Origin of the sequence: Salmonella sp. SJTUF15570 (genome assembly GCF_043357055.1) — a bacterium.
GTDB classification, from domain to species: Bacteria; Pseudomonadota; Gammaproteobacteria; order Enterobacterales; family Enterobacteriaceae; genus Salmonella; species Salmonella enterica.
This window is the reverse complement of sequence record NZ_JBEUKJ010000006.1, coordinates 241,298-261,066: the sequence shown is the minus strand read 5'-3', so window position 1 is coordinate 261,066 and position 19,769 is coordinate 241,298. Positions and strand designations below refer to the sequence as shown.

Annotated in this window: 20 protein-coding genes; 7 read left to right on the top strand and 13 right to left on the bottom strand. The window is 56.6% G+C overall.

Annotated features, from left to right (window positions below):
* The 5 genes from srlB to gutQ all read left to right on the top strand — a co-directional run bounded on the left by srlB (position 1) and on the right by gutQ (position 3,519).
* Complete coding sequence (srlB, locus tag ABVN44_RS14485) at positions 1 to 363, top strand: PTS glucitol/sorbitol transporter subunit IIA (protein WP_000111555.1); 363 nt, start codon at positions 1 to 3, stop codon at positions 361 to 363.
* Between the two features lie 11 nt (positions 364 to 374).
* The gene (gene srlD, locus ABVN44_RS14480; RefSeq protein ID WP_023232041.1) at positions 375 to 1,154 is read left to right on the top strand and encodes a sorbitol-6-phosphate dehydrogenase; all 780 of its coding nucleotides are present in this window, start codon (positions 375 to 377) and stop codon (positions 1,152 to 1,154) included.
* A gap of 76 nt (positions 1,155 to 1,230) precedes the next feature.
* Positions 1,231 to 1,590: a transcriptional regulator GutM gene (gene gutM / locus ABVN44_RS14475; RefSeq protein WP_000255198.1), complete on the top strand. Its 360-nt coding sequence runs from the start codon at positions 1,231 to 1,233 to the stop codon at positions 1,588 to 1,590.
* A gap of 197 nt (positions 1,591 to 1,787) precedes the next feature.
* On the top strand, positions 1,788 to 2,561 hold the full coding sequence (gene srlR, locus ABVN44_RS14470) for a glucitol operon DNA-binding transcriptional repressor SrlR (protein ID WP_000804536.1): 774 nt from the start codon (positions 1,788 to 1,790) through the stop codon (positions 2,559 to 2,561).
* Positions 2,554 to 3,519: an arabinose-5-phosphate isomerase GutQ gene (gene gutQ / locus ABVN44_RS14465; protein WP_001278206.1), complete on the top strand. Its 966-nt coding sequence runs from the start codon at positions 2,554 to 2,556 to the stop codon at positions 3,517 to 3,519. Before srlR ends, gutQ begins: the two co-directional genes overlap by 8 nt.
* Here the strand turns inward: gutQ and norR are convergent.
* Positions 3,516 to 5,036, bottom strand: a complete 1,521-nt coding sequence (gene norR, locus ABVN44_RS14460) for a nitric oxide reductase transcriptional regulator NorR (protein ID WP_000010816.1) — start codon at positions 5,034 to 5,036, stop codon at positions 3,516 to 3,518. The genes gutQ and norR overlap by 4 nt on opposite strands.
* Before the next feature lie 185 nt (positions 5,037 to 5,221).
* Between norR and norV the strand changes: the two genes are divergently transcribed.
* Positions 5,222 to 6,661, top strand: coding sequence for an anaerobic nitric oxide reductase flavorubredoxin (gene norV / locus ABVN44_RS14455; RefSeq protein ID WP_000026012.1), 1,440 nt, complete (start codon positions 5,222 to 5,224; stop codon positions 6,659 to 6,661).
* Complete coding sequence (gene norW, locus ABVN44_RS14450) at positions 6,658 to 7,791, top strand: NADH:flavorubredoxin reductase NorW (RefSeq protein WP_000086335.1); 1,134 nt, start codon at positions 6,658 to 6,660, stop codon at positions 7,789 to 7,791. The genes norV and norW overlap by 4 nt, the downstream gene beginning before the upstream one ends.
* Before the next feature lie 96 nt (positions 7,792 to 7,887).
* On the opposite strand, the gene hypF is transcribed toward norW, so the two are convergent.
* The 12 genes from hypF to hycA all read right to left on the bottom strand — a co-directional run bounded on the left by hypF (position 7,888) and on the right by hycA (position 19,739).
* Positions 7,888 to 10,128 (bottom strand): carbamoyltransferase HypF, encoded by a 2,241-nt coding sequence (gene hypF, locus ABVN44_RS14445; RefSeq protein WP_052908326.1) that lies wholly within the window; start codon positions 10,126 to 10,128, stop codon positions 7,888 to 7,890.
* Between the two features lie 145 nt (positions 10,129 to 10,273).
* Positions 10,274 to 10,819, bottom strand: coding sequence for an electron transport protein HydN (hydN, locus tag ABVN44_RS14440; protein ID WP_001078791.1), 546 nt, complete (start codon positions 10,817 to 10,819; stop codon positions 10,274 to 10,276).
* Positions 10,820 to 11,019: 200 nt separating this feature from the next.
* Positions 11,020 to 11,829, bottom strand: a complete 810-nt coding sequence (locus ABVN44_RS14435; protein ID WP_000936681.1) for a hypothetical protein — start codon at positions 11,827 to 11,829, stop codon at positions 11,020 to 11,022.
* A gap of 26 nt (positions 11,830 to 11,855) precedes the next feature.
* Positions 11,856 to 12,326: a hydrogenase maturation peptidase HycI gene (gene hycI, locus ABVN44_RS14430; RefSeq protein ID WP_000132987.1), complete on the bottom strand. Its 471-nt coding sequence runs from the start codon at positions 12,324 to 12,326 to the stop codon at positions 11,856 to 11,858.
* Positions 12,319 to 12,729, bottom strand: a complete 411-nt coding sequence (locus ABVN44_RS14425) for a formate hydrogenlyase maturation HycH family protein (protein ID WP_000003725.1) — start codon at positions 12,727 to 12,729, stop codon at positions 12,319 to 12,321. The genes hycI and ABVN44_RS14425 overlap by 8 nt, the downstream gene beginning before the upstream one ends.
* Entirely contained in the window at positions 12,726 to 13,493 is a 768-nt protein-coding gene (gene hycG, locus ABVN44_RS14420) for a formate hydrogenlyase subunit HycG (RefSeq protein WP_000067422.1), read from the bottom strand. The genes ABVN44_RS14425 and hycG overlap by 4 nt, the downstream gene beginning before the upstream one ends.
* On the bottom strand, positions 13,493 to 14,035 hold the full coding sequence (gene hycF / locus ABVN44_RS14415) for a formate hydrogenlyase subunit HycF (protein ID WP_000493773.1): 543 nt from the start codon (positions 14,033 to 14,035) through the stop codon (positions 13,493 to 13,495). Before hycF ends, hycG begins: the two co-directional genes overlap by 1 nt.
* Positions 14,036 to 14,044: 9 nt before the next feature.
* Entirely contained in the window at positions 14,045 to 15,754 is a 1,710-nt protein-coding gene (gene hycE, locus ABVN44_RS14410; protein ID WP_052908327.1) for a formate hydrogenlyase subunit HycE, read from the bottom strand.
* 17 nt (positions 15,755 to 15,771) lie between these two features.
* Positions 15,772 to 16,695, bottom strand: a complete 924-nt coding sequence (locus tag ABVN44_RS14405; RefSeq protein ID WP_000110563.1) for a respiratory chain complex I subunit 1 family protein — start codon at positions 16,693 to 16,695, stop codon at positions 15,772 to 15,774.
* Between the two features lie 2 nt (positions 16,696 to 16,697).
* Positions 16,698 to 18,524: a formate hydrogenlyase subunit 3 gene (gene hycC / locus ABVN44_RS14400; protein WP_000097041.1), complete on the bottom strand. Its 1,827-nt coding sequence runs from the start codon at positions 18,522 to 18,524 to the stop codon at positions 16,698 to 16,700.
* On the bottom strand, positions 18,524 to 19,132 hold the full coding sequence (hycB, locus tag ABVN44_RS14395) for a formate hydrogenlyase subunit HycB (RefSeq protein WP_001079164.1): 609 nt from the start codon (positions 19,130 to 19,132) through the stop codon (positions 18,524 to 18,526). The genes hycC and hycB overlap by 1 nt, the downstream gene beginning before the upstream one ends.
* Positions 19,133 to 19,277: 145 nt before the next feature.
* The gene (hycA, locus tag ABVN44_RS14390; protein ID WP_000158075.1) at positions 19,278 to 19,739 is read right to left on the bottom strand and encodes a formate hydrogenlyase regulator HycA; all 462 of its coding nucleotides are present in this window, start codon (positions 19,737 to 19,739) and stop codon (positions 19,278 to 19,280) included.
* Between the last annotated feature and the right edge of the window lie 30 nt (positions 19,740 to 19,769).

Below are 19,769 nucleotides of genomic sequence, written 5' to 3'. Positions count from 1 at the left end.
ATGAGCGTGATTTATCAAACCACCATCACCCGTATCGGCCAGAGCGCGATGGAGGCGCTCGGCGAACAGATGCTGATTACGTTTCGGGAAGGCGCGCCGGCGGATATCGAAGAATTTTGCTTCATCCATTGTCATGGCGAACTGACCGGCGCGCTGCAGCCTGGCGCGCGGTGTGAATTGGGCCAACATTGCTATCCGGTCACGGCGGTCGGCAGCGTAGCCGAGCAAAACCTGCGTGAACTGGGGCATATCACTTTGCGCTTCGATGGTCTGCGTGAAGCGGAATTTCCCGGCACCGTACACGTTGCGGGGCCTGTACCGGACGATATCGCGCCGGGCTGTATTTTGACGTTTGTCGCTTAAGGAGAAAAAACATGAATCAAGTTGCCGTTGTCATTGGCGGAGGCCAGACCCTGGGGGCATTCCTTTGCCGTGGGCTTGCAGAAGAAGGATACCGCGTGGCGGTCGTTGATATTCAAAGCGATAAAGCCGCGAATGTCGCCCAGGAAATTAACGCCGATTTTGGCGAAGGTATGGCGTACGGTTTTGGCGCCGACGCTACCAGCGAGCAGAACGTGCTGGCGCTGTCCCGCGGCGTAGACGAGATTTTCGGGCGCGTCGATCTGCTGGTTTACAGCGCGGGTATCGCCAAAGCGGCGTTTATCAGCGATTTCCAGTTGGGCGATTTTGACCGCTCGCTACAGGTTAATCTGGTGGGCTATTTCCTCTGCGCCCGTGAGTTTTCCCGCCTGATGATCCGCGACGGCATTCAGGGGCGCATTATTCAGATTAACTCTAAATCCGGCAAAGTGGGCAGTAAACACAACTCCGGCTACAGCGCGGCGAAATTCGGCGGCGTGGGGTTAACCCAGTCTCTGGCGCTGGATCTGGCGGAATACGGCATTACCGTACACTCGTTGATGCTCGGCAACCTGTTGAAATCGCCGATGTTCCAGTCACTGCTGCCGCAATACGCCACTAAACTGGGCATTAAGCCCGACGAGGTGGAACAGTATTACATTGATAAAGTACCGCTCAAACGCGGGTGTGATTATCAGGATGTGCTGAACATGCTGCTATTTTATGCCAGCCCGAAAGCGTCTTATTGCACCGGGCAGTCGATCAACGTAACCGGCGGTCAAGTGATGTTCTGACCGTGAATTGCCGGATGGCGCCGTAGGCCGGATAAGACGGTTACGCCGCCATCAGGCAAAACAACAGGAGCACATTATGGTTTCCACTCTGATTACCGTCGCCGTTATCGCCTGGTGTGCGCAGCTGGCGCTGGGCGGCTGGCAGATTTCCCGCTTTAATCGAGCTTTCGATAAACTTAGCCAACAGGGACGGGTCGGCGTCGGGCGCTCCGGCGGGCGTTTTAAGCCCCGGGTGGTGGTTGCCGTGGCGCTGGACGAACAGCAGCGGGTGACGGACACTTTATTGATGAAAGGCCTTACGGTATTCGCCAGACCGGTTAAAATTGCCGCAATGCAAGGAAAACATTTGCATGAATTACAGCCTGATGTGATCTTTCCCCATGATTCGCTCGCGCAGAATGCACTATCATTGGCGCTTAAACTGAAACATGGGTAATTTCGTTGTGAATGCGTATAGCTTGCGAAATTATCATTTTGCAACCAATACCCTAAATAATTCGAGTTGCAGGAAGGCGGCGACGCAGTGAATCCCAGGAGCGTACATCAGTACGTGACCGGGGTGAGCGAGGAAAGCCAACGCACATGCAGCGTGAAGTATGACGGGTAAATACATAAGTCAGGGTAATCACGCCTATGAAACCTCGTCAGCGTCAGGCCGCGATTCTGGAGCACCTGCAAAAACAGGGAAAATGCTCGGTTGAAGAACTGGCCCAGTACTTTGACACGACAGGCACCACTATCCGTAAAGATCTGGTCATTCTGGAAAATGCCGGAACCGTCATCCGCACCTATGGCGGCGTGGTGTTGAATAAAGAAGAGTCCGATCCGCCTATTGATCACAAAACGCTTATCAACACCCACAAAAAAGCGCTGATAGCCGCAGCCGCTGTGAAATATATCCATGATGGCGATTCCATTATTCTGGACGCCGGAAGTACCGTGTTACAGATGGTGCCGTTGCTTTCGCGTTTTAGCAACATCACGGTGATGACCAACAGCCTCCATATTGTCAACGCGCTATCGGAACTGGACAACGAACAAACTATCCTGATGCCCGGCGGCACCTTCCGTAAAAAATCGGCGTCGTTTCACGGTCAACTGGCGGAAAACGCCTTTGAGCAATTCAGCTTTGATAAACTTTTCATGGGAACTGACGGTATTGACCTGAACGTCGGTGTGACCACGTTCAATGAGGTTTACACCGTCAGTAACGCAATGTGCAATGCAGCACGCGAGGTGATTCTGATGGCGGACTCCTCAAAATTTGGTCGTAAAAGCCCCAATGTGGTGTGCAGTCTGGAAACCGTCGACAAACTGATCACGGACGCGGGTATCGATCCGGCATTTCGTCAGGCGCTGGAAGCAAAAGGGATTGAAGTAATCATAACCGGAGAAAGCAATGAGTGATGCACTACTAAACGCGGGCCGTCAGACCTTAATGCTGGAGCTACAGGAAGCCAGCCGTCTGCCGGAGCGTCTGGGCGATGATTTTGTCCGCGCCGCCAATATCATTATTCACTGTGAAGGCAAAGTGATCGTTTCCGGCATTGGTAAATCAGGTCATATTGGTAAAAAAATCGCCGCGACGCTTGCCAGTACCGGTACTCCCGCTTTTTTTGTTCATCCGGCGGAAGCACTGCATGGCGATCTGGGGATGATTGAAAGCCGCGACGTGATGTTATTTATCTCCTATTCCGGCGGCGCAAAAGAACTCGACCTCATCATCCCACGTCTGGAAGATAAATCCGTCGCGCTGCTGGCGATGACCGGTAAACCTCACTCTCCGCTGGGGCGAGCGGCAAAAGCCGTTCTGGATATTTCCGTCGAGCGTGAAGCCTGTCCGATGCATCTGGCGCCGACATCCAGTACCGTCAATACGCTGATGATGGGCGATGCGCTGGCGATGGCGGTCATGCAGGCGCGCGGTTTTAACGAAGAAGATTTCGCCCGTTCGCATCCGGCTGGCGCACTGGGCGCGCGTTTGCTCAATAATGTGCATCACCTGATGCGCCAGGGCGATGCAATACCGCAGGTAATGCTCGCCACCAGCGTGATGGATGCCATGCTGGAACTTAGCCGTACCGGGCTGGGGCTGGTGGCGGTTTGCGATGAGCAACATGTTGTGAAAGGCGTCTTTACCGACGGCGACCTGCGTCGCTGGCTGGTGGGCGGCGGCGCGCTCACCACGCCGGTAAGCGAAGCCATGACGCCCAACGGTATTACGCTCCAGGCGCAAAGCCGCGCCATTGACGCCAAAGAGCTCCTGATGAAACGCAAAATTACCGCCGCGCCGGTGGTCGATGAAAACGGCAAACTCACCGGCGCCATTAACCTGCAGGATTTCTACCAGGCGGGGATTATCTAATCCTTCAGTCCCAGACGCTTCGCCAGCCGATGCAGGTTGGCGACGTCGGTTTCCAGCGCCCGCGCACTGGCCGCCCAGTTGTGATTATTTTGCGCCAGCGCCTGGCGAATCATCTCTCGCTGGAAGTTCTCCGTCGATTCGCGCAAATTGCGGCAGGCCGGCAGCGCCAGAAAGCTTTCCGCAGACGGCGCGGGTAAAACGTCCTCTGACAAGGCAAAATGCTGCTCCTCCAGTACCACCTCATCCCCTGCCCGGGTCGCTCTCGCCAGTACAACCGCACGGTGAATGGCATGTTCCAGCTCCCGGACGTTGCCCGGCCAGCCATAGTTGAGCAAATGGCGGCGCGCGCCGGGACTCAGTACCACGCGGGACAGCCCCAGCCGCAGTCGGCACTGCTCGCAAAAATAGCCCGCCAGCAACACCACATCATCGCCGCGCTCGCGCAGCGGCGGCACAAAGAGCGGGAAAACGCTCAGGCGATGGAACAGGTCGGCGCGAAAACGCCCCGCCAGCACCTCTTCACGCAGGTCACGGTTGGTCGCCGCCAACACCCGCACATCCACGCGCAGGCTACGATCGTCGCCGACGCGCTGAATATCGCCATACTGCAACACGCGAAGTAGCTTGGCCTGTAGCGCCAGCGACAGTTCGCCAATCTCATCCAGAAACAGCGTGCCGTTATCCGCCATTTCAAACTTACCGCTACGATTACTGATAGCCCCGGTAAAAGCCCCTTTTACATGACCAAACAACTCGCTCTCCGCCACGCTTTCCGGCAGCGCGGCACAGTTGAGATAGACCAGCGGATTGACCGCTCTGGGGGAGCCCTGGTGAATGGCTTTCGCCACCAGCTCTTTACCAGTCCCCGTTTCACCGCCGATCAGCACGTTAAGATCGGAGCCCGCCACAATCTCGATCTCTTTTTTCAACTGCGTCATCGCCGGCGACAGGCCGATCATGTGCGTCTCTTTTATCGGTTCAAACACGCCTGACGACCCCGGCAGCATGTTCTGGCTTTCCAGTTGTTCAATTAACAGCGCATTGCTCAATGCCCCGGCGGCCAGCGCGGCGACAAGCCGCAGCTCTTCATCGCTAAATACCTCGAACTGCTCCGGCGTCATAGCATCAAGGGTCAGCGCACCGATGAGGTTCTGTCCGGCAAACAGCGGCAGACCAACACAGGCGTGGACTTTCAGGCTTTCCTGTCCGGGAATTAACCCGTCATACGGATCGGGTAAATCGCTATCAGCCGGAAAACGCACCACGTCCCCCGCGCGAGCGATGGCTTCCAGGCGCGGATGCCCTTCCAGGGTAAAACGTCTGCCGAGAACGTCCTGCGCCAGGCCATCAATCGCCAGTGGAATAAATTGTCGAGATTCATAACGCAACAGCGCCGAGGCGTCGCACGCCAGAACCTGACGCAGCGTAGTAATCAGCCGCTGAAAACGATCCTGATGCCCAATGCCGCGTTGTAACTCAATGGCGATGCCCGCCAATACCTCCACGGAAAAACTCATGGTTACCTCATTGTCATTTTGACAACCTATAGTGTCATATTGACAGCATCATTTATAGTCTTTTTGACTATATCAAAAATACAAACTTATTATAAATTCATATAAATCAATAAGATGCAAAATTGGCACACTACCTGCAATAAGCAAAACAACTTTTTGTAAACGTTGAATGAATTGAGGTGGTTATGTCTATTCTGGTTAAAAATAATATTCATTGGGTTGGCCAACGCGACTGGGAAGTACGTGATTTTCACGGCACTGAATACAAAACGCTGCGCGGCAGCAGCTATAACAGCTATCTCATTCGTGAAGAAAAGAATGTGCTGATCGATACCGTCGATCATAAGTTTAGCCGTGAGTTTGTGCAAAATCTGCGCAGTGAAATCGACCTCGCGGATATCGACTACATCATCATTAACCATGCCGAAGAAGACCATGCAGGCGCGCTGACCGAACTGATGGCGCAGATCCCGGACACGCCTATCTACTGTACCGCCAACGCCATTGACTCTATCAACGGCCATCACCATCACCCGGAATGGAATTTTAAGGTGGTGAAAACCGGCGATACGCTGGATATCGGCAACGGCAAGCAGTTGATCTTCGTGGAAACGCCGATGCTGCACTGGCCGGACAGCATGATGACCTATATGACCGGCGACGCGGTGTTATTCAGCAACGACGCCTTTGGTCAGCACTACTGCGACGAGCGCCTGTTCAATGATGAAGTGGACCAAACTGAACTGTTTGAACAATGCCAGCGCTACTACGCCAATATCCTGACGCCGTTCAGCCGTCTGGTAACGCCAAAAATTACCGAAATCCTCGGCTTCAACCTGCCGGTGGATATGATTGCCACCTCACACGGCGTGGTATGGCGCGACAACCCAACGCAAATCGTGGAGCTGTATCTGAAATGGGCGGCAGATTATCAGGAAGATCGTATCACTATTTTCTACGATACCATGTCGAACAATACTCGCATGATGGCGGATGCCATCGCACAGGGTATCAATGAAGTGGACCCCAACGTGGCGGTCAAAATCTTTAACGTCGCCCGCAGCGATAAAAATGAAATATTGACCAACGTCTTCCGTTCGAAAGGCGTGCTGGTCGGCACTTCTACCATGAACAACGTGATGATGCCGAAAATCGCTGGTCTGGTGGAAGAGATGACCGGCCTGCGCTTTCGCAACAAACGCGCCAGCGCCTTCGGTTCTCATGGCTGGAGCGGCGGCGCGGTGGATCGACTGTCCACGCGCTTACAGGATGCCGGTTTTGAAATGTCCCTGAGTCTGAAAGCGAAATGGCGTCCGGATCTGGATGCGCTGGAGTTGTGCCGTCAGCATGGTCGCGACATCGCCCGTCAGTGGGCGCTTGCTCCGCTGCCGGAAACCACACAGAAAACCGCGCCAGTCGAAGAAACCACAACCTGCGCCGCCGCAGACCTCGGCCCCAAAATGCAATGCAGCGTATGCCAGTGGATTTACGACCCTGCGCTGGGCGAGCCGTTGCAGGATGTCGCGCCGGGTACGCCGTGGAGCGACGTGCCGGATAACTTCCTGTGCCCGGAATGTTCATTAGGTAAAGACGTGTTCGACGTACTGGCGACGGAGGCAAAATGAGTCGGGGGATCATCATTATTGGGTCGGGCTTCGCCGCCCGCCAGCTCGTCAAAAATATCCGTAAACAAGATGCGCATGTGCCGTTAACTCTGATTGCGGCGGACAGCATGGATGAGTACAACAAGCCCGACCTCAGCCACGTTATCAGCCAGTCGCAGCGCGCCGATGATCTCACCCGCCAGTTAGCGGGGGAATTTGCTGAACAGTTTAATCTGCGACTGTTCCCGCATACCTGGGTTGCTGACATTGATGCCGATGCCCATGTGGTGAAAAGTCAGGATAAGCAGTGGCAGTACGACAAGCTGGTACTGGCGACCGGAGCGACAGCCTTTGTGCCGCCGATTGCAGGACGTGAGTTAATGCTTACTTTGAATAGCCAGCAGGAGTACCGCGCCTGTGAGACACAACTGCGCGACGCGCAGCGAGTGCTGATTGTCGGCGGCGGTCTCATTGGCAGTGAATTAGCGATGGATTTCTGCCGCGCCGGGAAAACGGTAACGCTGATGGATAACGCCGCCAGCCTTCTCGCCTCACTGATGCCACCGGAAGTGAGCAGTCGCTTACAGCATCACCTGACCGATATGGGGGTGCATCTGCTGCTGAAATCGCAGTTGCAAAAACTGGAGAAAACCGAAGCCGGTATCCGCGCTACGCTGGTAAGCCAGCATAGTATTGAGGTCGATGCGGTGATTGCCGCCACCGGCTTACGCCCGGAAACCGCTCTGGCGCGCCGCGCCGGGGTAGCCGTCAACCGCGGCGTCTGCGTGGATAGCTATCTACAGACCAGTCACCCGGATATTTATGCGATCGGCGACTGCGCGGAGATCAACGGTCAGGTGCTGCCCTTCCTGCAACCAATCCAGTTAAGCGCGATGTACCTGGCGAAAAATCTGCTTGGCGGCAACGCGCCGCTGAAGCTACCGGCGATGCTGGTCAAAGTCAAAACGCCGGAACTGCCGCTGCATCTGGCGGGAGAAACTCAGCGCCGTGATTTAAGCTGGCAGATTACCGCAGAATCTGACGGTATGATTGCCAAAGGCATGAGCGGAGAAGGCCAACTACGCGCCTTTGTGGTGAGTGAAGACCGCATGAAAGAGGCCTTTGCACTGCTGAAAACGTTGTCCGTATAAGCCTGTGATGCCGGATGGCGCCGCTTCGCGTCTTATCCGGCCTACGAGTGAGCATCTGTTTACAGGCCAGATAAGGCGCAGCCGCCATCCGGTGCCCTACACTTCCCTTAACGCTCGCGCTGCGGCAATCACGCCCTGTCCAAACGACAGTCCGCCGTCGCCCGCCGGTAACCGCTGCGGAAATAACAATTTAAAATCAGAAAGATAAAAGGCAAGACGCGCGCGAAGTAAGCGGTTGTGTATCACCCCGCCGCTGAAGACCAGAGTGGTTATCCCCCGCGCCGTAGCCTGCTGGCGCATTAGCGTGGCAAACCCGCACGCCAGCGCATCATGAAAAGCCCAGGCGCGTTGCGCGGGCGTGGCCTGCCAGTTCAACCATTGCCGCCAGAAAACGGCGACGTCCAGTTGAGCGCCGTTAAGCGGCATCGTTACCGGATGCTCAACGTTAGCGCATTGAGAGGCCAGCGCCTCCAGCGCGCAGGCGGCCTCGCCCTCATAGCTAAGCGATGCTGGCGCGCAGCGAAGCGCGGCAGCCACCGCGTCGAACAACCTCCCGCAGGAAGAGGCCAACGGGGCATTGACGCCGCGCTCAATGGCACTCGCCAGGACATTCCAGTTTTGCTGTTGCAGCCCCGCTGTCTCCGGATAATCCTGCCAGTCCGGCACAAAGCGCAGGCACTGCGCTAACAGATTACGCCACGGCTGTTTGGCAGCCAGATCGCCTCCCGGCAGCGCCACGGCGGGTAAACCGCCTAAATGTTCGCATTCGCGATAATTGACCCGCAAACATTCTCCGCCCCATAGCGCGCCATTCTCACCCATGCCGATACCGTCTACCGTCAGGGCAATCACCTCTCCACCGTCCAGCGGCCAACCATGCTCGGCCAGGCAAGCCGCCGCATGGGCATGATGGTGTAACACCGTCTCTGTCGGCAGACGCATCTCACTGGCCCACTGACTGGAAACATAGCCCGGATGCGCATCACAGACGATACGCTCTGGCGTAAAATCGTAGATTGACTGGATCAGACGCAATGCCTCGCGCCACTGCGCCTGGATACCGTCATCGCTGAGATCGCCCAAATGTTGGCTGACAACCGCCTGTTCGCCGCGTACCAGACAGAACGTGTTTTTCAGATCCGCACCCAGACAAAGTATCGGCGGCACATCGCGAAATCCGGGCGGCAACGCAATCGCGTCCGGCACGTATCCCCGCGAACGACGCAGCATTTCGCCGCTGTCGCGCACGACAGAGTCGTCCATGCGCTGTACAATGTCGCGATTGTGCAACAGAAAACCATCGGCAATATCGTGTAAATCGTCCAGCGCCTGTTCGTTGGTGATGGCGGGCGGTTTGCCGCTCAGGTTGCCGGATGTCATCACCAGCGGGTAATTGAGCTCCTGCAACAAGAGGTGTTGCAATGGGTTGGCTGGCAGCATCACACCCACCTCCGTAAGTCCTGGCGCGATGCCCTCACTCAGCGAAGGTACATACTGCTTATCCACCAGTACAATCGGGGCCGCTGGCATGGTCAGCAGCGAACGCGCCGCGGTCGGCAGCGTTTGCGCCGTGGGCAACATCACCGCCAATGGTTTCGCCGGACGATGTTTACGCGCCCGCAGCATCGCCACTGCGTTAGCGTTGCGCGCATCGCAGGCCAGATGAAAACCACCCAGCCCTTTAACGGCAATAATGCCTCCGGCGTTCAGTTGGGCGACCGCCGCCTGCAAAGCCGCCTCTTTTTCCGCTCGTTCATGTTGGCTCCGCCACTCAAGATGCGGCCCGCATGACGGACAGGCAACGGGCTGGGCATGAAAACGGCGATCGTACGGATCGCGGTATTCGCTGTCGCATTCCGGACACAAGGGAAACGCCGCCATCACCGTAAATGGCCGGTCATAGGGCATAGCACGAATAATGGTGAAGCGTGGTCCACAGTGGGTGCAATTGATGAAAGGATAACGGTAGCGCCGCTCGCCTGGGGTATTCATCTCGGCAAGACATGCCGGGCAGGTCGCCGCATCCGGCACGATTTGCGTGTTCATCGAACCGCCTGCGCTCTGACGAATGGTGAAATCCGTCGGTGCGCGCTCCCATACCAACGACGCGTGTTCAACGCTGTCAATGCGCGCCAGCGGCGGGCAATCCTGATAGAGCGCGGCAATAAATTGCGACGGATCTTCCAGCAGCCGAACGACGACGCCGTCGCCGTCATTACACACGTCGCCGTGTAATCGCAACTGCTGCGCCAGCTGCCAGACAAAAGGACGAAAACCGACGCCCTGTACTTTGCCCCGAATGCGTAGCTGTACGCCGGAAGGTGTGTCTATCGCCATCTTATTTTCCCGCCATCATCGACCCCGGATGCCTGATGGCGCGACGCTTATCAGGCCTACAACCGCACGGACCGTAGACCGGATAAGGCATTGATGCCGCCATCCGGCAATGCTTTGTGGCGTATTCTACGCGCAATCGCAGAAATCAGAAAAGCAGCGATGCCGTTGAATCCAGCGCCGCACGACGGCGTTTTTCCGCGCTTAGCTGTTCGAGCTTATTGCGGTCCACGCAGATGAGGGCGTGCGTTGGGCAAGCGGCCATACAGGCCGGACCGGCTTCACGGTGGTGACACAGATCGCACTTGTTGGCTTCGGCTTTTTCGGCACGCACGTTCAGCCCCGCGCCGCTATTGCGAACCACCGGACGTACCACCACTTCCATGGCGCCGTAAGGACATGCCACTACGCAAGTTTTACAGCCAATGCAGCGTTCTTGCATCACATGAACAAAGCCTTTGTCACGGCTGATAGCGCCATTCGGGCAAACGTTGGCGCACGGCGCGTCTTCACACTGGCGACACAGCGTTGCCGTGGAAACATTCACGCCTTTGATGACATGGATACGAGGTAAAAAGGTTTCAGGGGTCAGCGATGCGCAATCCTGATTTTCCTGATGGGATACGACGCAAGCCACTTCACAGGTACGGCAACCAATGCACTTACTCGCGTCTGCAATGATGAAACGGTTCATCAAATTCTCCAGCAATAACAGATGATGTGCCGATATATACACGAATCGTGCCAATTTTTATTTCATTGTTATTTAAGAACATTCTTTCTATTTTCGTGAGCATTTACGTGTCATCGTCACAAGTGTCGATGACACGTAATGTCGCCAGTGGTGGTCAAGATTTGCAGTGATAGCCAGCCAACTCTGCACCGCAACTGACATCAATCCTGATTAACGCCTGGCAATACGTTACCGCGTATTAAACAGCGCTGCGTAAGGGAAAGATCGTCCGTTTGCGGATTCCTTCCGGCAATAGGTTTGATAATTAATTTACGGCCAGGATAGTGATTAAAACGGGTCAGCGCCGGATAACTCAACCGGCCAAACCAGCCGTGTACGCGCTGCCAGCGGGCGTCCTTCACCTGATATAAATTGGTTATCCAGTAGCCTGAGTCAAACTGCATATCCAACAGTTGCGTGCGCCCATTGCCCTGTAAATCAAGCAAATCATCGACGCCAGTATCGGTGGCGGTATAAAACCCCCACGGTTCAAAGACGCAGGGGCGGCCATTCTTGAGAAAGGTGAAAATGATGTATTGCGCGCTCGGCGCCAGGCCCAACCCAGGATTGCCCAACCAGATAACCAGATCCTGAATGCCGTTACGATCGAGGTCAGCGCGATAAAATTGCGCATTACCCGCCAAATTAATCAGCATTCCCACCGGGACAACCCACGAATTACCGGCTCTGTCTTTTCCGCTAATCCGCCATTCGTTATCTTTTTTCGGCTCCGGCAGTAGCGTCACCCCACTGACTCCGACCTGGCGAAAATGCCAGGTCTGGTCGGGCGATACAGAATAAGGCAGGGTCAACAGCGGCTTCAGCGCACGCTTTTGCGCATATTCACCGTCGCTCATCGGCAGGTAACCGACAAAACCGGTGGCCAGTGCGCGCGCGGCGATGCAGAAAAATAGCAGTCCGCTCCATACGATAATCTTCACGTCCTTCTTACCGCCTATGCCGGGTAACACAAATTCTCCCTAAATATGTGCGCATTTTACGCCTCCGGCGCTTCCAGCGCGGCAAATCCGCCGTTTCCCTGCCAGCCTTCCAGACGCTGATAGACAGTGTTTACCGCGTCCTTAATCGGTTGAGTCATCGGATAATAAAACCCGACGATATCCGGCTGGATACCAACAAAAATCACCTCGCCGACATCCTCTTTCAGCTGATCGACCAGGTAGTTGAGCGGCATATTGTGGGTGGTCATCATAAACATTTCGGCGATATCATCCGGATCGATAATGCGGATCTCGCCCGGATTAAGTCCCATGTCGGTGGCGTCGACAATCAACAGACGCTGCGGGCGCAGTTCGCGAATCGCCACAATGTCGTTTTCCGGCGCGCTGCCGCCATCAATCACCACCCAATTACCCTTCGGCTGCGCCGCGCACATTTCCGCCAGTAACGGGCCTGCGCCGTCGTCGCCCATCATGCTGTTGCCGACACAGAGTAAAACGTCAGTCACGAAGCCTCCTCACCATCAGGTAGATGGCGCTTTCCTGATGAATGTCATGCAGCATACTGAGCATCAGTTTGCTCCATTCTTGCTGCTGCGGGGTCTGCGCGGCGCGCGCCTCATCAAACGCGCGCGCCAGCATTTGCACATGGTTGAAATCGATGACGATCTCGCCATACTTCGGCACGCCTTCCATTTTACGCCGGGCATCGCTACCGGCTTCCAGGGTGGCGATCCACGCCAGATACTCATCCCATGGGCAGGTGAGCGCGGCCTCCAGGCAATCGATAACCCCCAGGTGGTGACCAATCGCCAGGCTGTAATAGACAACCTGCTGCGCCTCGGCGGGCGTCGCATCGTTCTCATCAATAAACTTACGGCTCAGTTGACTGAACACCACCTGTTCGCTCATCGGATACGCGCCTCTTCAACAACATGATTGAGATGGGTGACAATTTCGGTTAAACGCGGATCGTTTTCCGCTTCCAGCCAACGCGCCACTTGCTGCTCGCCCTGCCCCAACTGTGTCAGGTAATCATCAGCGATCTGACGACCATAGCGATAACCCGCCAGCCGGCGCGCCGCGCGATCCACCTTCACGCGCAGCGGCTGCACCATATCCGGATGCAGGATCTCTGCGGGCTGCTCGTCCAGCTCACCCGGCGCGCGGGCGTGGATTTTCTGCTCCAGCAGGCCAAGCGCCATCGCAAAGCCATACAGCGTGGCGGCAGGCGTTGGCGGGCAGCCTGGAATATACACATCCACCGGGACGATTTTGTCGGTACCGCCCCAGACGCAGTAGAGATCGTGGAAGATGCCACCGCTGTTGCCGCAGGCACCGTAAGAGATACAAATTTTCGGGTCCGGCGCCGACTGCCAGGCGCGCAGCGCCGGAGAGCGCATGGCGCGGGTCACCGCGCCGGTAAACAGCAGAATATCGGCATGACGCGGCGACGGTACCACTTTGATACCGAAACGCTCGGCATCAAACAGCGGCGACAGCGTCGCAAAGATTTCGATTTCACAGCCGTTACAGCCGCCGCAGTCCACGCGGTAAACGTATGCCGAACGCTTAATATTTTTCAGTAGAGACGCTTTCATGCTGGCGATGGATTCATCCACCGTCATCGGTACCGGAATACCGTTGGCGTCACGCGGGCCTAATAAATTGCTCATTAGCTGACCTCTTTCATATGGCGAGTCAGTTCAATACGGTCGGACGGCACCAGGCATTTCTGACGCTTACAGTCCGGGCAGGTCTCAAAGCTTTCGCGGTGGTTTTCCGCGCGGCTGTCGCCGTTGTGCGCAAGCAGCGCAATGGCGTAGTCAATCTCTTTCTGTACGGCGAAAGGACGATTACACACGCGGCAGTTGCACAGCGCAAAGCGGGACTGTTGCAGGAAATCTTCTTTCTTCCACACTGCCAGTTCGTACTCTTGCGACAGTTTGATCGCCGCCGTCGGGCAAACTTCTTCGCAGCGACCGCAGAAGATGCAGCGGCCAAGATTGAACTGCCACGCCAGCTCATTGGTTGCCAGTAAGGTTTCCACCGTCAGCGCGTTCGACGGGCAGGCATTAACGCAGGCGGCGCAGCCGATGCACTGCTGCGGATTATGTTCCGGCTTGCCGCGGAAGTTTTTATCAACCGCAATCGGCTCCAGCGGATAAGACGAGGTCGCCGTGCCGGTTTTGATAACTTTTTTGATAAAGGTAAACATGGCGATTCCTTATTTCAGCGGCGAGTTTTTACGCTCAATGCTGTAGCGCTCAAGTTCTTTGTACGGCACGACTTTGCTCTTCTTCTTACGCACATCGACCACGGTCATCCGGTCGGTACAGGAGTAGCAAGGGTCGAGGCTGCCGATAATCAGCGGCGCATCGGAGACGGTGTTGCCGCGCAGCATATAGTGCAGCGTCGGCCAGTTGGCGTAGGTCGCCGCACGGCAGCGCCAGCGGTACAGCTTCTGGTTGTCGCCGGTCATGCTCCAGTGGATATCGTCGCCACGCGGCGCTTCAGCGAAGCCGAGCGCAAAACGGTGCGGAATATAGGTAAAGCCTTCCACCATCAGCGGGCCGCCCGGCAGATTATCCAGACCGAAATCGATCATATTCAGCGAGGTGTAAACTTCGTTGATACGGACTTTCAGACGAGAAATCACATCGCAGCCCTGCTCGCTATGTACTTCCATCGGCAGTAGACCGTAGCCGACAAACGGGTGGTCGGCGCGGGTGTCGCGGGCGTGGCCGCTGGCGCGCACCATCGGGCCGACATTACTGAAGTCGCGGGCAATTTCCGGGTCCAGACGGCCGATACCCACGGTACGCTGTTCCATATTCGGCGTGCTCAGCAGCATGTCCACCAGCTCCTGCACGTCACGACGCATCTGCTGCGCCAGTTGACGGGTCTGGATCATGTCCTCTTTGAGCAGATCGCGGCGAATCCCGCCGATCAGGTTCAGTCCGTAAGTTTTGCGCGCCCCGGTCAGTATCTCCGCCATTTTCATGGAGGTTTCACGCACGCGGAAGAACTGCATAAAGCCGGAGTCAAAGCCGGTGAAGTGGCAGGCGAGGCCAAGGTTGAGCAGATGCGAGTGCAGGCGTTCCACTTCCAGCAGAATAGCGCGAATCATTTGCGCACGCTCCGGCACCTGAATGCCCATCGCGTTTTCCACGGAAGTGGTGTAGGCGGTGCTGTGGGCGAAGCCGCAGATACCACACACGCGATCCGACAGGAAGGTGACTTCGTTATAACCCATGCGGGTTTCCGCCAGTTTTTCCATACCACGGTGGACGTAGAACAGGCGGTAGTCGGCGTCGATAATGTTTTCGCCATCGACGAACAGACGGAAGTGGCCCGGTTCATCGGAAGTAACATGCAGCGGGCCAATCGGCACCACGTTATTTTTCTTGTCACCCAGCTCGTTAATGAACTCGTAGGTTTCCGCATCGGTGGTCGGCGCCGGGCGCTGACGATAATCCATACTGTCTTTACGCAGCGGATAGAGTTCATCCGGCCAGTCGTCCGGCAGCACCAGACGGCGCTCGTCCGGCAGACCGACCGGGATTAAACCGTACATGTCGCGTACTTCGCGCTCACCCCACACGGCAGCCGGCACGCGCGGCGTAACGGATGGGAATTCCAGCTTATTGGCATCTACTTCAACGCGAACGGTAATCCAGCACTTCGTGCCCTGCTCCATCGACAGCACGTAATAAACGGCATAGTGGCCGCACAACTGGCGTTCGTCATTACCGAACAGCACCGACAACCACCCACCCTGCTGGTAGTAAAGAAACTCCACCACTTCCGGCAGATAGTTTACTTTCACCGTAATAGTCAGCTGATCTTTGGTCTGCCAGGCTTCGTCCAGCACGACGCCCGGAAACGCCTGGTGCAGCGCCGCAAGGTATTGTTGACCTAATTTTTCTTCAGACATGCTCAAACTCTCTTAAATCACGCCGCCAGCAAGGAGACGAAGGCTAAAAACGCAAACCCAAAACCGGCCCAGGTCACGCGTGAAGTGGCGCAAAAACGCAGTCGCGCCATGCTGTTTTCAAACAGGGCGATCACCAGTACGCCGACAATCAGCTTGACGACGGCAATCACCAGCGCCAGCAACAGTCCGCCTGCGCTGAATGTTTCCATCTGTCCCCACGGCAAAAACACGCCGACGAACATTTGCAGCACCACCAGTTGCTTAAGGCTGATGCCCCATTTCAGCACCGCAAAGCCGCTACCGCTGTATTCGGTCAACGGCCCTTCCTGCAACTCCTGCTCCGCTTCCGCCAGGTCGAACGGCAGCTTGCCCATTTCGATAAAGGTGGCGAAGGCGCAGGCGCACAGCGCCAGAATCAGCGGAATACTGCGCGCGACAGGCCAGTGATAAATGGTATCGGCGATATTGCTGATATGAGTTGAACCCGCCACCTGCGCGGCGACCCACAGACCCAGCAGCAGAATCGGCTCCACCAGCACGCCGAGCATCGCTTCACGGCTGGCGCCGATCGCGGTGAACGGGCTGCCGGTATCCAGGCCTGCAATAGAGAAGAAGAAGCGCGCGATGGCGAACAGGTAAATCAGGGTGATTAAATCACCCAGTTGCGGCAACGGAGATCCAACGGTGACGACCGGCAGCGCGGTGGCGATAGTCAGCATCACGCCGACCATCACAAACGGCGTCAGGCGAAAAACCCAGCCGGAATCCGCGGGCGCAATACTCTGACGACCGAGCAGTTTGATAATGTCGCGGTACTCCTGCAACACGCCCGGCCCTCGGCGATTGTGTAGACGGGCGCGCGCCACGCGAGTAATACCGGACAGCAATGGCGCAACGGCAAATAGCACCAGCGCCTGAATTAACGGATAAAACACACTCATTTTCAGGCTCCTCGTGAAACCACAATCACCACCAGCACCGCCAGCTCAATCAGCGCCAGACGACGGAACAGCACCGCGGCCGCCGCGTTCTGCCAGCCCGGCACCAGCGATACCGGGTTCAGCCATTTACGCAGTTTGAGTACCGGGGCAAAGGCCTCTTTCACCGGCATGGCAAAACCGTGCGCGGTAATCACCATCGACTGCTCATGGTCGTAGCCGCACACCCAGGCCGCGCCGCGAGAACGCGACGGCAGACGGTTGCCTTTGAACATCGCCATAATGATGAACGGCAGTAGCGGACAGGCGACCAACAGCAGCGTGATCATCGGCTGCGATACGGTGGTGTGCGCGGTTTCCAGCGGCAACGGTACCGCAGTGGAAATCATCGGCAGCAGCCACGGCGCGGCAACCCCGCCCAATACGCAGCAAATCGCCAATGCCACCACGCTGACGCCCATCAGGATCGGCGCGCAGCTGGCGTTTTCAGCTTCCTTCGTGCGCGGCGCGCCAAGGAACGTCACGCCGTAAACTTTCGCCATACACATCACCGCCAGCGCGCCGGTAATCGCCAGGCCAACCGCCAGCAGCGGTCCTAACAGACGACCAACAAACGCGCCGCTGTTGCCCAGTTTGAAGAAGGACTGGTAAATCACCCACTCGCCGGCAAAGCCGTTCAGCGGCGGCAACGCAGCCATCGCCATCAGACCGACCAGCATGGCGATAGAAATAACCGGCATCCGTTTACCAATACCGCCCAGTTTTTCGATATCGCGATGACCGGTACGGAACCAGATGCTGCCCGCGCCCAGAAACAGCACGCTTTTGAACAGGCTATGGTTCAGCAGGTGATAGAGCCCGCCAGTCAGACCCAGCGCGATCAGTACCGGCTGATTGAGAGCAATCCCGGTAACGCCTGCGCCCAGACCGAGCAAAATGATGCCGATATTTTCCAGCGTGTGATAGGCCAGCAGGCGCTGAATGTTATGCTCCATCAGCGCGTACAAACCACCGACAAAGGCGGTGATCATCCCAAGCACCAACAGCGCCACGCCCCACCACAGCGGCGCATTGCCGCCAAGCAGAGATAGCGTGAGAATGCCCAGCAGCCCGATTTTCATCACCACGGTCGAGAACAGCGCGGCGGCGGGAGCGCTGGCGTTGGCGTGCGCCTGCGGCACCCAACCGTGTAGCGGGATAATCCCGGCCAGCAGACCGAAGCCGATAACGCCGAGCAGCCAGATATCGGAGCCCAGCGGCAGTTGCTGAGCACGTTGATCCAGCAGCCCCAGATCCAGCGTGCCGTAGCGCTGCCACACCAACCAGCAGGCGATTGCCAGCAGCAGCGTACCGAGACGGCCCAGCGCAAACCACAGTTTGCCCTCTTTGCTACCGCCGGTGAGGAACACGGCGCAGAGCGCCATGATTTCCGCCATCACCACCATCGTCCCCAGATTACTGGCGACCACGGCGCAGACGGCTGCCGCCATCAGCAGGTTGATCAACAGTCCGTTGGCTTTTACCTGTGGATGGCGATGCCAGTCGATATTGAACAGGCTGACGAACAGGCCGCACAGCCCCAGCGTAATCAGCCAGATAGCATTCAGCGGCGTAATTTGCAGCATGTGACCGGTAAACGGCATCACGCCGCTCACCGTAACGGCGCTGGTCAGCGCGGTGAACCCCGCGCCTGCCGTACACAGGCTGCCGACCGCGCCGCCGATACCGGCAATCCAGCCGCTCAGCGCTTTATGAAACGAAAACAGAAACGCCAGAACGGCGGCGGCGGCAAACCACGCGACGCCGCTAGTAATCAGTGAAAGTGAACTCATTATGCATCCCCACTCTGAGCCTGCTGAAACAAGGTGAGATCGCCAAAATCGGTATTAAACGTCAGCTCACGTTTACGTTTGCTGGCGCGGGCGATATCCGTGTTCTCCACCAGGTGTAGCGCTTTAGTCGGGCACATCCGCACACAGGCCGGGCCTTGCTCGTCAAAGCTGCACAGGTCACATTTCACCGCGATAGCGCGTACGCCCGGCACCCAGTCGAGCAACGTACTGACGCGCGCAGGCGCTGGCGGCGCGGGCGGCGCTTTCGGCGTATTGGCGTTCGCCGGAATATGCAGCGGACGGCTGCCGGAAAACTCAATAGCGCCAAACGGACAGGCAATACCACACAGTTTGCAGCTCACGCACAGGCTTTCATTAAGCTGGACAGCGCCGTCAACGCGATTAATCGCGTTAACCGGGCATACCGTGGCGCATGGCGCATCTTCACAGTGGTGACAAAGCTGCGGCGCAGATTCTTTTTCATTCAGCATCACTTTCAGGCGCGGCATTGACTGCAGGCCATGCTGGCGATGCGTCTCTGAACAGGCGGCCTCACAGGTGTGGCAGCCGATACAGAGAGTGGAGTCAGCAATTACAAAACGATTCACCAGGCATTCCTCAGGTGATTGTCATTTTTGACGAAAACATGCCGTTGAAATGTCATTTTCGACACTTATCGACACGCCCATCCCCAAAACATTCATGACATGGCGCAACGCCACATCGCGAATCAAAGCGGGCAACGCCTCAGGCTTATACCGCCGGGCTGTTTCCCTTTACCAATTGACGCAAATTAACCGGCGAGTTGGTTTCTACAGCGGTATAGAGGCTGTCGTAAACGCTGGCGATTTTTTCCAGATAGTGCTCCAGCACCTGCTCGCGATCGCGGTTGTTAACCCGTTCATCAACCTTGCCGTCGATATCGAGCTGCGCCTGTGCAATCAATTGCTTATCTTCGCCATCTTTGGTTTCAACGTAGTACTCAATGGTGTGGCTGTTAAAACCATCCGCCAACGCGACGTAAATACGAAAGTGCTCAAACAGGACAAAGCAAAGATCCCTTTCCGGCGCGCAGCTCATTGCGTGATGCAGGCGCGCTTTCGAGAGGGTGATCCCCTGAACCAGCGAGTTGCAGTAAATATGCCACTGGTCCTGTAGGCGACGATGCCGTTGCGCGATGTAATCGGCCTTTTCGCTTATTTCCCAAATAGTCATGTCAGGTTACCCGTTTAACAGAGATGCCTG